This is a genomic window from Streptomyces sp. NPDC049040, assembly GCF_043197715.1.
In the GTDB taxonomy this organism is placed as follows: domain Bacteria; phylum Actinomycetota; class Actinomycetes; order Streptomycetales; family Streptomycetaceae; genus Actinacidiphila.
The window spans coordinates 895,804-908,640 of sequence record NZ_JBICTO010000002.1 but is presented as its reverse complement, the minus strand read 5'-3'; the positions used below and the strand labels follow the sequence as shown (position 1 = coordinate 908,640).

12 protein-coding genes are annotated in these 12,837 nt (G+C 73.8%); 4 read left to right on the top strand and 8 right to left on the bottom strand.

Annotation, left to right across the window (positions count from 1 at the left end; all coding sequences use genetic code 11):
• Positions 1–414: 414 nt before the first annotated feature.
• The 3 genes from ACGFMP_RS08920 to ACGFMP_RS08910 form a co-directional block, all read right to left on the bottom strand.
• Positions 415–819 carry a DUF3040 domain-containing protein gene (locus ACGFMP_RS08920; RefSeq protein ID WP_393671234.1) on the bottom strand — a complete coding sequence of 135 codons (405 nt, stop codon included), beginning with the start codon at positions 817–819 and terminating at the stop codon, positions 415–417.
• 212 nt (positions 820–1,031) lie between these two features.
• Positions 1,032–1,802 (bottom strand): methyltransferase, encoded by a 771-nt coding sequence (locus ACGFMP_RS08915; RefSeq protein ID WP_393671233.1) that lies wholly within the window; start codon positions 1,800–1,802, stop codon positions 1,032–1,034.
• Between the two features lie 121 nt (positions 1,803–1,923).
• Positions 1,924–2,406, bottom strand: coding sequence for an SAV_6107 family HEPN domain-containing protein (locus ACGFMP_RS08910; RefSeq protein WP_393671232.1), 483 nt, complete (start codon positions 2,404–2,406; stop codon positions 1,924–1,926).
• A 143-nt stretch (positions 2,407–2,549) separates the two neighbouring features.
• Here ACGFMP_RS08910 and ACGFMP_RS08905 point away from each other — a divergent pair, with 143 nt between their 5' ends.
• The 4 genes from ACGFMP_RS08905 to ACGFMP_RS08890 all read left to right on the top strand — a co-directional run bounded on the left by ACGFMP_RS08905 (position 2,550) and on the right by ACGFMP_RS08890 (position 8,140).
• A complete protein-coding gene (locus tag ACGFMP_RS08905) occupies positions 2,550–3,179 on the top strand; it encodes a TetR/AcrR family transcriptional regulator (protein WP_393671231.1) in 630 nt (209 codons plus the stop codon).
• Between the two features lie 327 nt (positions 3,180–3,506).
• A complete protein-coding gene (locus tag ACGFMP_RS08900; protein WP_393671230.1) occupies positions 3,507–4,115 on the top strand; it encodes a DUF4126 domain-containing protein in 609 nt (202 codons plus the stop codon).
• A gap of 28 nt (positions 4,116–4,143) precedes the next feature.
• The gene (locus ACGFMP_RS08895; RefSeq protein ID WP_393671229.1) at positions 4,144–5,679 is read left to right on the top strand and encodes a phytoene desaturase family protein; all 1,536 of its coding nucleotides are present in this window, start codon (positions 4,144–4,146) and stop codon (positions 5,677–5,679) included.
• 163 nt (positions 5,680–5,842) lie between these two features.
• Positions 5,843–8,140, top strand: a complete 2,298-nt coding sequence (locus ACGFMP_RS08890; RefSeq protein ID WP_393671228.1) for a germacradienol/geosmin synthase — start codon at positions 5,843–5,845, stop codon at positions 8,138–8,140.
• Positions 8,141–8,188: 48 nt separating this feature from the next.
• Here the strand turns inward: ACGFMP_RS08890 and ACGFMP_RS08885 are convergent, their stop codons facing one another.
• The 5 genes from ACGFMP_RS08885 to ACGFMP_RS08865 form a co-directional block, all read right to left on the bottom strand.
• Positions 8,189–9,178 carry a hypothetical protein gene (locus tag ACGFMP_RS08885; RefSeq protein ID WP_393671226.1) on the bottom strand — a complete coding sequence of 330 codons (990 nt, stop codon included), beginning with the start codon at positions 9,176–9,178 and terminating at the stop codon, positions 8,189–8,191.
• 35 nt (positions 9,179–9,213) lie between these two features.
• Positions 9,214–10,131: a methylenetetrahydrofolate reductase [NAD(P)H] gene (metF, locus tag ACGFMP_RS08880; protein WP_393671224.1), complete on the bottom strand. Its 918-nt coding sequence runs from the start codon at positions 10,129–10,131 to the stop codon at positions 9,214–9,216.
• A gap of 202 nt (positions 10,132–10,333) precedes the next feature.
• Complete coding sequence (gene thiE, locus ACGFMP_RS08875; protein ID WP_393671223.1) at positions 10,334–10,993, bottom strand: thiamine phosphate synthase; 660 nt, start codon at positions 10,991–10,993, stop codon at positions 10,334–10,336.
• Between the two features lie 45 nt (positions 10,994–11,038).
• Positions 11,039–11,413: an Rv2175c family DNA-binding protein gene (locus ACGFMP_RS08870; RefSeq protein WP_033172417.1), complete on the bottom strand. Its 375-nt coding sequence runs from the start codon at positions 11,411–11,413 to the stop codon at positions 11,039–11,041.
• Between the two features lie 73 nt (positions 11,414–11,486).
• On the bottom strand, positions 11,487–12,704 hold the full coding sequence (locus ACGFMP_RS08865) for an NAD(P)/FAD-dependent oxidoreductase (protein ID WP_393671222.1): 1,218 nt from the start codon (positions 12,702–12,704) through the stop codon (positions 11,487–11,489).
• Positions 12,705–12,837: the final 133 nt, after the last annotated feature.

The following is a 12,837-nucleotide window of genomic DNA, read 5'->3' as shown; positions in this document are numbered from 1 at the left end:
CACTGCTGCCTGCGGGGCATGCCGGGGCCGGGCTCCGAGCCGCTGGGTGCCCCTCCGCCGCCGCGAGGCCGGGCTGCAACGGCGCTTGAGGTCGCCCTCCGCCGCCGCGGGCCTGAGGGCCGCCGGCTAGGACGGTGATGGCGGGAGGAGCCCGTCACGCCCTGGGGGAAGCTCCGGGAGGGGCCGCCGGCCGGGGCGGGCCGGGTCCGGGCCGTCCGTCATCGGGTCGCGCGGGGCGAGGCCGTCGCGGGCGGGCTGCCGGGCTCGGGCGGGCCCTGAGGGCGCGACGCGGCAAAATGCCCCGACGCGGCCCGCGGGGCATCACCTCGAACGAGGGATCTGCTCACGCAGGGGTACGGGGCAAGTGCGCGCCGTGGCGATGCGGCGGGCCGGTGGCGGGAGGCGGTCGGAGGGCTACTGCCCCTGCTGCTGGTCACGGCGGCGCTGCCACCGTTCCTCGATGCGGTCCATGACCTTCCCCTTGCGGGGCTGATGCCTGCGCCCGAGCCGGCGGCCCGCGACGGCAGCCTGCGGCTGCTCTCCCGGCTTGCCGGCCTTGCGCCAGCCGGTGACCGCGAGCACCGCGCACGCGAGCATGACGAGGAAGCCTGCCACCCCGACCCAGGTCAGCTTGGCGATCATGCCGCCCATGAGCAGCGCGACACCGACCAGAAACCCTGCGACCGCCTGGTAGATCCGGCGCCGGGTGAACGTGCGCAGCCCGGTTCCCTCAAGCGCCGACGCGAACTTGGGATCTTCGGCGTACAGCGCTCGCTCCATCTGCTCGAGCATGCGCTGCTCGTGCTCCGAGAGCGGCACGGAGACCTCCTACTCGTCGGTCGCGCGAGGCGACCAATCCGACCCTTTCAGGATAGGCAGGGAATCGCCCCCGTGAAACCCGCCCCTCTGCGCCAACCCGACGGGTCCTTCATTCCCCGTCCGCTGTCGCGTCATGCCAGCATACGGTCAGGAATGGCGCCGTGGGCGGGCTGTGACGCAGTCCCTGTGCGCCACCCCGTACGGGGCGGCCGTCAGCCCCGCTCGGCGAGCACGTGGAGCTGGGTCGCGACGGCGTGGAAGCCGGGCTCCTCGGCGGCCGCGAGCTCCAGCCGGAGCAGCGCTTCCAGCGCCCCCGGCTCGGTGTCGACCAGGACACCGGGCACCAGGTCGGCGAAGACCCGCACCCCGTGCACGGCGGCGGTCTCCAGGCCCGCGTCGGCGACCAGCCGGGTCAGCTCCTCCGCGGTGAAGCGGCGGGGCAGGGAGTCCCCGCTGCCCCATCGCCCGTCCGGGTCGCCCAGGGCGTGCTGGGCCTCCGCGAAGTGTCCGGCCAGCGCCCTGGCCAGGACGGCCCCGCCGCGACCCGCGGCGAGCAGGCTGAGCGCCCCGGCAGGGCGCAGTGCGCCGGCCACGTGGCGGACGCCCTCGGCCGGGTCGTCGACGTATTCGAGCACCCCGTGGCACAGCACCATGTCGTACGCGCCGGGGGTGATCACGTCGAGCAGCCCCTGGGCGTCGCCCTGGACCCCCTTGACCCGCTCGGTGACGCCGGCCTCGGCCGCCCGCCGCTCCAGGGCGAACAGCGCGTCGGGACTGGGGTCCACCACGGTGACCCGGTGGCCGAGCCGGGCGACCGGCACGGCGAAGTTGCCGGTGCCGCCGCCGGTGTCCAGCACGTCGAGGACCGGGGTGTCCGCGGCCTTCGCCCGCCGTTCGAGCGCGGAACGCAGCACCTCCCAGACCACGGCGGTACGCAGGCTGGCTCGGGGGCGCATCGGGTCCACCCCTCCTTGACGGGACATGGTGGACGGCTCCTCGCAGCGGCGGGTGAACTGGTGCGCTGCCAACTCTAGGGCCTGCCCGGTGGATCCTGCCGGGCCCGCGACACCCGGCACGGCACGGCCCCGGGGACCGGGCGCCGGGTCACTTCCGCCAGTCCCCCGAGGGCGCGGGTATCAGCGGCGGGGCGCCGTCGAGTGCCGGCCGGAGCAGCAGCATGCGCTCCACCAGCCGCAGGAACATCGTGACGGCACGGATCAGGTCGTCGGCCTCGCGCGGTCCTGCCGCGCTGGCTATGCCGGCGTCAGCCCTGGCCCTGCGCTCGGCGCCGGCGGCGAACAGCGCGCTCCACTCGGAGAGTTCGGGTGCGATCTCGGGCAGCACCTCCCACACGCTGCGGATCCTGCGGCGGCGCCGCGGGGTGTCCTCGGGCCGGCCGCGGGCGGCGAGCACCGCGGCCGCGGTGCGCAGGGCGGCGAGATGCGCGGTGGCATACCGCTCGTGGGGGGCGTCGAGCCCGGCGGCCTCGGTGAGGCCGTGGTGTGCCTGGGTGAGCAGGTCGAGAGCGGCGGGTGACGCGGTGGCGCGGCGCAGCACAGGGTGGACGTCGCTGAGCGGAACTGCCATGGCGAGCCTCACTTTCTCCGTACGTGTGTCCGTACCCCCCATACTGGGGTCCACCACTGACAATCAGCTGTGACCTGGGAATATCACCTCTTCCTCGAAGATCGGGTCACCGCGCCCCACCGCGTGCGGGCAGAATCGGTCCCATGAGCACCGCACGACGCCAGGCCACCCGCCGCAAGCTCTACGCGGCGGCCGTCACCCTCATCGCGGAGCAGGGCTTCTCCGCCACCACCGTCGACGAGATCGCCGAGCGGGCAGGGGTCGCCAAGGGCACCGTCTACTACAACTTCGCCAGCAAGAACGAGCTGTTCGAGGAGCTGCTGCGGGACGGTGTGGACCGGTTGCGCGACGCGCTGCGGCATGCGGCCACCACCGCCACGGCGCGCGGCGGCAGCGGGTTGGACGCGCTGGACGCGATGGTCCACGCGGGTCTCGTCTTCATCGTCCGCCACCCGTCCTTCACCCAGCTCTACGTGGCGGAGCTGTGGCGGACCAACAGGGCCTGGCAGGACACCCTGATGCTGGTGCGGCGGCAGGCGGTCTCGGTGGTCGAGGAGGTGCTGAGCGCGGCGGTGGCCGCGGGCGAGCTGAGCGAGGACATCGATGTCCAGCTGACCGCGTCCGCGCTGTTCGGCATGGTGCTGGTGGCGGCCCTCGACTGGCAGGCGTTCCAGCCGGAACGCAGCATCGACGACGTGCACGCGGCACTGTCGCGGCTGCTCCAGGGCCGGGTGGGCGGCGCCACGCTCGGCGCGGCGGCACCGCGGCCCTGACGGCCGGGGGAAGCCGGGGCCTGGGGGATCGGGAGAAATCGAGTGCGCTGTCCTGGCATGGACCGGTCCCCCTCCGAACCGTGCCGGGACAGCGCCTCCCCCATGCAACCCCCCTGGCGAGCGGGCATACCGTCGTACCGCCGCCCCGTGCCGGCGGTGCGGTCGGCGTGCCCGTCCGTGGCTCCACTCTTCCGTTCCCGCCGGCAAGGGCCATCCGTACGGGTACTCAATGGTGTGTCTAGGTAGTGATACTCAGATCCGGGCGCTTTCACTCGCGTCTCCACACTTCCGCTCGCCGTGCGGGCCCCGCTGGCTAGAGTTCCGCCCATGTCCGTACTCCCGCTGGTGTTCACCAGCGGCTGGGCGAGCGGGATCAACGCCTATGCCGTCGTGGTGCTGCTCGGCCTGATGGGGGCGACCGGGGCGAGCGACGAGGTCCCGAACGCGCTCCAGCGACCCGATGTGCTCGCGGCCGCCGTCCTGCTCTTCCTCTGCGAGGCCGTCGCCGACAAGATCCCCTACTTCGACACGGTGTGGGACGCGGTGCACACCGTGGTGAGGCCGGCCGCGGGGGCGGTGGTGGCCGCGCTGCTCGCCGGGCACGACGGCTCGCTGCCGCAGGTCGCGGCGGCCGCCGTCGGCGGTTCCACCGCGCTGGCCAGCCATCTGGTGAAGGCCGGCACCAGGATGGCGGTCAACACCTCGCCGGAGCCGGTCAGCAACATCGTGCTCAGCCTCGCCGAGGACCTCGGGGTGGGGGTGCTGGTGATCTTCGCGCTGTACCACCCGGTGGCGGCCGCGGTGATCGCCGGCACCCTGCTGGTGCTCGGCCTGGCGACGGTCGCCTTCCTCTTCTCCCGTATCCGGCGCTTCCTGCGGCGCAGGCGGGAGCGCAGGGCCGCCCGCGGGGGCCCTGGCACCCCGGCTGCCGTCTGAGGCCGCGCGCGCCGCTACAGTCCGTGGCATGGCACGGATTGCGGTGATCGGCGCGGGCATGGCGTCGCTGGCGGCGGCGGCACGGCTCGCCGTCGGGGGCCACCAGGTGGTGGTGCTGGAGCGCAGCGACACCTACGGCGGCGGTGTCGGCAGGCTGGCCAGGGACGGCTTCGCCTTCGACACCGGCCCTGGCCTGCTGACGCTGCCCGCGGTCTACCGCGATCTGTTCGTGAAGACCGGCAGGGGGTCCCTCGAGGACTCCGTCGAGCTCGTCGAGGTGGACCCGGCGAGCCGCCACGTCTTCGCCGACGGTACGGATCTCCGGCTGCCCAACGCCTCACGCTCGGGGACGATCTCCGCCATGGACGCGGCCTTCGGACCGGGCAGCGGCGAGCGCTGGAGCGATCTCGTGGTCAGGGCGCGGGAGACCTGGGAGGTGATGCGCCGCCCGATGCTGGAGGACGCGCTGCCCGCGGACACGCAGGTCTTCACCCGCGACCCCTACCCGGTGGCCAAGCGGGGCTTCGGTCCAGGCCGCAGGCGCCCGTCGCTTGCCAGGGTCGCCGCCGCGGAGCTGCGTGACCCGCGTCTCGTGGCGCTGCTCGAGAGCCATCTGCTGGCCCATGGCGTCGATCCGCGCGAGGGGCCGGCGTCCGCGGCGGTCCTGCCGTATCTGGAGGCGACCTTCGGCGTCTGGTATGTGCGCGGCGGGCTGCGGGCGCTGGCGCGGGCGGTGTACGAGCGGTGCCTGGAGCGGCGGGTCGAATTCCGCTTCGGCGCGCGGGTGACCGGCCTGCTGGTGGCGGACGGCCGGGCCGCGGGCGTCCGGCTCTCCGACGACAGCGAGGTGGCGGCGGACATCGTGGTGGCGGGCGCACCGGTGCCGGGCCTCACCGAGGGCGTGGCCGCCGGGGGCGGGGCCGGGACACCGCCCCTCTTCCCGGGGCCGCGCGACGAGTCCGGGCGCTGCGCGGTCCATCTGGCGCTGCGCGGCTCGCGGCCGACCGGCACCGCGCACCGCACGGTGGTGCACGCTGCGGACCGGGACGGCGCGCTTGACTGGCTGTTCGCCCGCCGTCCCGGCCCGCTGCCGCCGCCCGGGGCGCTGACGGTGACCGTGCTGCGGCCCGACGATCCGGCCACCCGGCCGGACGAGGGCCACGAGGCGGTGACGCTGATCGCGCCGGTGCCCGCGCACGACGCGGGCCGGAAGCCGGCGCGGACGCTCGACTGGAACGCGCCCGGGGCCGCGGACGCGTTCGCGGACCGGATGGTGGCAGCCGCGGAGGCGGCGGTGCCGGGGCTGCGCGAGCGGGAGTTGTGGCGCGAGGTCCGCACCCCGGTGGACGTCGAGCGGGAGACCGGCGCCGAGGGCGGCGCGGTGCCCGCGCCTTCGCTGGCCGGCGCGGGCGGCATGCTGCTGCGGTCGGCGAACCGGTCGCCCTTGCCCGGCCTCTACCGCGTCGGCGGCTGGGCTCACCCCGGCGGCGGGCTGCCGCACGCGGGGATGTCGGCGGCGATCACCGCCGACCTGATCGCCGGCGGCCCGGGCGGCAGCCGCTGAGCGTGCGCCGGTCACGCATGACCGCCTTGCAAGATCGTTAATCGGCCGACCGCCCGAATTCAGCTGATCGGGCGGTTGTCCCCGCAGGCCCTCCCGGATCGAACGGTCGATCACTTAGCGTGATCACAGGCCCTTGGATCGCCGAGCGGAAGGCCGTACCGACATGCCGCAGCCCTTCGAACTCCCGCAGTTCTACGTGCCGTATCCCGCGCGCCTGAACCCCCATCTGGAAGGGGCGCGCGTGCACACCAAGGCGTGGGCGCGCGGGATGGGCATGCTGGAGGGCTCGGGGATCTGGGAGGAGTCGGACCTCGACTCGCACGACTACGCGCTGCTGTGTGCCTACACCCATCCGGACGCCTCGAGTCCTGAACTCGACCTGGTGACCGACTGGTACGTGTGGGTGTTCTTCTTCGACGACCACTTCCTGGACATCTTCAAGCGCAGCCAGGACATGGCGGGGGCGAAGCGCTATCTGGACCGGCTGCCCGCCTTCATGCCGGTGGACCTCGGGCAGCCGGTGCCGGAACCGACCAACCAGGTGGAGGCCGGCCTCGCCGACCTGTGGGCGCGCACGGTCCCCGCGATGTCGCAGGACTGGCGGCGGCGCTTCGCGGAGAGCACCCAGTACCTGCTGGAGGAGTCGCTCTGGGAATTGGACAACATCAGCGCGGGCCGGGTGTCCAATCCGATCGAGTACATCGAGATGCGCCGCAAGGTGGGCGGCGCACCCTGGTCGGCGAACCTGATCGAGCACGCGGCCGCAGCGGAGGTGCCCGCGGTGATCGCCGCGAGCCGTCCGATGCGGGTGCTGCGCGACACGTTCTCCGACGGCGTCCATCTGCGCAACGACCTCTTCTCCTACCAGCGCGAGACCGAGCAGGAGGGCGAGCTCGCCAACGCGGTGCTGGTGCTCGAACGGTTCCTGGGCATCGGCACCCAGGAGGCGGCGGACCGGGTCAACGAGCTGCTGACCTCGCGGCTCCAGCAGTTCGAGCACACCGCCCTCACCGAGGTCGGACCGCTGGCCGACCGGTGCGGCCTCGGGCCCGAGGAGCGGCGGGACGTCTTCGCCTACGTCAAGGGCCTGCAGGACTGGCAGTCCGGCGGCCACGAGTGGCACATGCGCTCCAGCCGCTACATGAACGGGGCGGGGCAAGGAGCCGCGGGCGCGGTGGCCTCCGGCCCGGGCGGCACCGGTGCGGCCGCGAGGGGCGGCGGGCCCGGGGGGCTCGGAGGGCCGACCGGGCTCGGCACCTCGGCCGCCGGGGTGTTCGGCTCGCTGGCCGCGACCATGCCGCAGCGGCTGCGCAGCTTCAGCCATGTGCCGCACCAGCAGGTGGGAGCGGTGCCGCTGCCCGAGATCCCGATGCCGTTCGAGACCCGGCTGAGCCCGCATCTGGACGCCGCGCGCGCACACAACCTCGACTGGGCCGGACGGATGGGTCTGCTCGACGCCGAACCCGGCTTCCCGGTCCCCGGCGGCCTGTGGACCCCGGAGAAGCTGGTGGCGTTCGACTTCGCGCTGTGCGCGGCCGGCATCCACCCGGACGCCGATCGGGACGGTCTGGACCTGACCACCGACTGGCTGGCCTGGGGCACCTACGGCGACGACTACTACCCGCTGGTCTTCGGCCGGGCCGGCGACATGGCGGCGGCCCGGCACGCCACGGACCGCCTGGGGCTGTTCATGCCGCTGGACGCGGGCCCGACGGCGCCACCGCTGACCGCGCTGGAGCGCGGCCTCGCCGACCTGTGGCAGCGCACCGCCGGGCCGATGCCGCCGGACGCCCGGCGCACCTTCCGCACCACCATCGAGGACATGACCGAGAGCTGGATGTGGGAGCTGGCCAACCAGAAGCAGAACCGGATCCCTGACCCGGTCGACTACATCGAGATGCGCCGCAAGACCTTCGGCTCCGACCTGACCATGAGCCTGTCCCGGATCGGCCACGGCGACGCGCTGTCCCCCGAGGTCTACCGCTCCCGCCCGGTGCGGGCGGTGGAGGCCGCGGCGGCCGACTACGCCTGCCTGCTCAACGACGTCTTCTCGTACCAGAAGGAGATCCAGTTCGAGGGCGAGATCCACAATGCGGTGCTGGTGGTGCAGAACTTCCTGGACTGCGGCCCCGAGGAGGGCATGCGGGTGGTGGGCGGCCTGATGGCCGCGCGGATGGCGGAGTTCCAGTACATCACCGAGACACAACTGCCCGCACTCTTCGAGGAGTTCCAGCTCGACGAGGCGGCGCGGGCGACGCTCGGGGGCTATGTGCAGGAGCTGCGGGACTGGATGGCGGGCATCCTGACCTGGCACCGCGGCTGCCACCGCTACGAGGAGGCGGCGCTGCTGCGGCACTTCCCCGCGGTGCCGCAGCTGTCGGCGGCGGGCCCGGCCTGGGGCGTACCCGCCGGGCTGGGCACCTCCGCGGCCCGGCTGCCCGCGCTGCTGGGCCTGCGCTGACGGGGCGCGACTGACGGGCCCCGCGCCGACGGAAGGGGGGAGGCGGGCTCAGTAGCGGTAGGGGTCGTAGGGGTCGGCGTACTGGGGCTGCTGCTGGGGGTCGTAGGACGGCTGCTGCTCGTACGGCTGCTGGTGCTGCGGGTCGGGCTCGTAGGGCTGCTGCGGCGGGATGTAGGGCTGCTGCTGCTCCTGCTGGGAGGGGTAGCCGTAGCCGTAGGGGTCGGCCGGCGGCTGGGGCGGCTGCGGGGTCCAGTCGCCGGTGACGTGCTGGCCGTAGCCGTAGCCTGCCGCTGGCTGCTGCTGGTAGCCGCCCTGGCCGTAGCCGTCGTAGCCCTGCTGCTGCCCGCCGTACTGCGCGGCCGCCTGGTCGCCTTCCCAGCCGCCGGATACGGCATGGCCGGAGCCGGTGTCGTAGCCGCCGTCCTGGCCGTTCTGGTAGCCGTAGGAGGCCGCCGCGGGCTGCTGGCCGGTGCCCCAGTCCTGGTAGCCCTGGGTGCCGTAGCCCTCGTAGCCGCCGCTGGTGTACGGGTCGGGGGTGTAGGACGACTGGCCGTCGTAGACCGGGTATTCGCCGCTGTCCTCGTGCAGCGGCGTCGGCTGGTAGACGGCCTCCCCCGCAGCCGCGGGATCGGCGGTCCGCTCGCCCGCGACGGCGGCGGTGCCGCCGGTGCCGCTGTCGGCCCCGACACCGGCGAACGCGAACTCGTCCTCCTCCACCGGGCCGACCTCGAGCACCGGCTCGGTCCTCCCGGCCCCGCCCTTGCGGCGGCGGCTCGACCCCGGACGGCCGCCGAGCGCCCAGCCGGTGGAGAAGCCCCGCTTGTACGACAGGGTGACGAAGCTCTGCCCTGCGCCGAACGCCACGGCGCCCAGCACGATCACCGCGACCTCGCGCATCGCGACCCCGACGACCACGCCGAGGAAGCCGCAGAAGGCCAGCACCCGCCAGCGCAGCCGCGCCTTGTACTGGAGCAGCACTTCCCCGAGCAGCCACAGCGCGACGATGCCGAACGCGATGTAGAGCACCGAGTACCCCATGTGCCCACTTCCTCACCTGGGAACCGCAGCGCGCGTCATGCCCGCTGGTGCAGTCCCAGATTCTCGTAGATCTCCAGCGATGCGGTGGAGTGGTTAAGAGTAATGAAGTGCAGCCCCGGAATGTCCTCGGCCATCAGACGCCGGCACATCTCGGTGGCGAACTCGATGCCGATCGCCCGCACCGCCGCCGGGTCGTCCTGCACCGCGAGGATGCGAGAGGCCAGGTCAGGCGGGAAGGGCGCGTTGCCGAGCTGCGAGAAACGCTCGATCTGCCGGACGTTGGTGACGGGCATCACCTCGGGGATGATCGGGGTGCTGCACCCCGCGGCGTCCACCCGGTCGCGCAGCCGGAGGTAGTCCTCCGGGTCGAAGAACATCTGGGTGATGGCGAAGTCCGCGCCCGCGCGGCACTTGTCGAGGAAGTGCCGGGTGTCCTCGGCCGGGTCGGTGGAGCGCGGGTGCATCTCGGTGAAGGCGGCCACGCCGACGCAGAAGTCGCCCGACTCCTTGATGAGGCTGACGAGTTCCGCCGCGTAGGTGAGGCCCTGCGGGTGCGGGACCCACTCGGCGAGCGGGTCGCCCGGCGGGTCGCCGCGCACCGCGAGGATGTTGCGGATCCCGGCGTCGGCGTACTGCCCGATGATGTTGCGCAGCTCGGCGACCGAGTGGTTCACGGCCGTCAGGTGGGCGCACGGGGTGAGGGTGGTGTCGGAGACGATGCGGTCGGTGGCCCGTACGGTGCCCTCGCGGGACGAGCCGCCGGCGCCGTAGGTGACCGAGACGAAGGTCGGCTGGACCGCTTCGATCCGGCGGATCGCGTTCCACAGGGTCCGCTCGCCCTTCTCCGTCTTGGGCGCGGCGAATTCGAACGAATACGACTGGTGGCCGGACGCGAGCAGCTCACGGATGGTGATCGCTCGGTCCGATCGCGTGGACGAGGTTCCCAGGGCCATGAATGCAGGCTAACCGTGTATGGCGACCGTGCGTCACCGTACCGGCGAATATGCCCGGCTACGTCCTTTTCCCGTCCACCCTGTGGACAGCCTGTGCCGCTCCGGCCGCCTTGTCGGTCAGGTGCCGAGCGAGCCGCGATCCGGCGTCGACCGGGCGTCGATCGGCCCCCGACCGCGCACCGGCGGGCGGAAGCCGTCCGGGTCAGCCGTCGTGCGATCGCACCGCGGCCGCGAGTTCCCTGGCCGCCGCGTGGGGATCGGCCGCCTCGGTGACGGCCCGCACCACCACGATGCGGCGGGCGCCGGCGTCCAGCACCTGCTCGACCGTGCCCGCGTCGATGCCGCCGATGGCGAACCACGGGCGGTGGGCGCCGAGCCCCGCCGCGTAGCGGACCAGGCCGAGGCCCGGGGCCGGGCGGCCCGGCTTGGTGGGCGTCGGCCACACGGGGCCGGTGCAGAAGTAGTCGGCGCCCGGCTCCTCGGCGGCCGCCGCCACCTCCTCCTCTGCGTGGCAGGAGCGGCCGATGACCACCCCGTCGCCCAGCAGGGCGCGCGCGGCCGGCACCGGCAGGTCGCCCTGCCCCAGGTGCAGGACGTCGGCCCCGGCCGCGTACGCCACGTCGGCCCGGTCGTTGACCGCAAGCAGCCTGCCGTGCCGCCGGCACGCGTCCGCCAGCACGGCCAGCGCCGCGAGCTCCTCCCGGGCCTCGATGCCCTTCTGCCGCAGCTGGATCACGTCCACCCCGCCGCCGAGCGCGGCGTCCGCGAACTCCGCGAGGTCGCCGCGCCCGCTCCTGGCGTCAGTGCACAGATACAGCCGTGCGTCCGCGAACCGCTCCCGGACGGTGCTGCTGCTGGTCATACGGTCGGCTCCCCGGGGGCGTGCGGCGGGCACTGCCGCCGCGGGCTACACGGCGAGCGCCTGCGCGCGGCGCTTCACCTCGGTCCCGCGATTCTCGCGCAACGCCTGGGCGGGGGTGCCGGGCAGGGTGTCATCGGCGGTGAAGAGCCACTCGAGGGCCTCCTCGTCCGAGAACCCGTCGTCCTTGAGGACGGTGAGCGTGCCGGACAGGCCCTTGATGATCTTCCCGTCACCGATGAAGTCGCTCGGCACCATCAGTACTTTGTTCTCCCCGCGGCGGACCGCGATGAGCTGGCCCTCCTTGATGAGCGGCCGGATGCGGGTGATGTCGAGTCCCAGGCGCTCGGCGACCTCGGGCAGTGTGAGCCAGGAGGGGACGAGCGCGTCAATGTGTGCGTCAACCGACGAGAAAACTGTCACGGAACAAGCCTGCCACCTGCCGCCGACAAGCGCTGCGGGGCGCCGCCGTCCGGGCGGCGCCGCTCCTTGCCGCTCAGCGGGCCGCCGAGGTCAGCGGCAGCCCGGGATCCGCGACCAGGGCAGGGTCCACGGACGCGGAGCGGGTGATCAGCTTGCGGGCCTGCGCCAGGTCGCGCGGCCGGTCCACGGCGAGCACCGCGGCCAGCCGCTCGCCGCGCAGCCAGCACACCGTCCAGGACGCCCCTGACGGGTCGCCGCGCATCAGCAGCGTGTCGTCGTCCGTGTGGTGGCCGGCGTACTGCACGAAGCGCCCGAACTGCTCGGACCAGAAGTAGGGCACCGGGTCGTAGCGCTCGTCGCCGCCCAGCACGTTCGCCGCGGCCGTCCGCGGGCCCTGAAGCGCGTTGTCCCAGTGGTGGATCAGCATCCGCTCGCCGTACCTGGCCGAGGGGAAGGACGCGCAGTCGCCCACCGCGAAGACGTCGGGGGCGGTGGTACGCAGCCGGTCGTCGGCCAGGACCGCGCTGTCGCCGCCCAGCCGCACGCCGGAGCCGGCCAGCCACCCCGTCGCGGGCCTGGCGCCGATGCCCACCACGACGGCGGCCGCCGCCAGCCGGCTGCCGTCGGCCAGCACGACGGAGCCGGGCTCGATCAGGGACACCGGGATGCCGGTGCGCAGCTCCACGCCCGCCTCCTCGTACCAGCCGCGCATGTGGGCGGTGACCACCGCGGGCAGCGCGCCGGCCAGCGGCCGGTCCGCCGCCTCCACCACGGTCACCTCGCAGCCGGCCTGCCGTGCGGCGGTCGCGAACTCCGCGCCGATCCAGCCCGCGCCCACCACCACGACCTGCTGCCGGGCGTCCAGCACGGGGCGCAGGGCGGCGGCGTCGTCCAGGGTGCGCAGCAGGTGGACCTCGGGCAGGCCCGCGGTCCCCGGCAGGGCGACCGGATGGGCGCCGGTGGCCACCACGAGGTGGTCGTAGCGCAGCGTGCCGGCTTCCGTGATCAGTTCGCGGTCCGCGGTGCGCAGGGCCTGTGCGCGCAGGCCGAGCCTGAGGTCGACGCCGAGCGCGTCGAAGTCGACGTCGAAGCGGATGTTGTCGACGGGAGCGCTGTCGGCACCGCCCAGCAGGACCGCCTTCGACAGCGGCGGCCGGTCGTACGGGGGGTGCCGTTCGTCGCCGAGCAGGACGATCCGGTCGCGCCAGCCCAGCTCCCGTAGGGCCACGGCGGTCTGCACCCCGGCCATCCCGGCCCCGACGATCACCACGACAGCGCTGCGCTCGCTCACGTACTCACCGTAGCGCCAGGGTGCCCCGGGGGCTGGCCTGCCCCGCCCCTGAGGCGCCCGCGTCGCCCCCGTGCGCGGCTCCCCGGGCGTCCCGCGGCCCGTCCCTGCGACGGCACGGCCCTCCCCGCGGGCG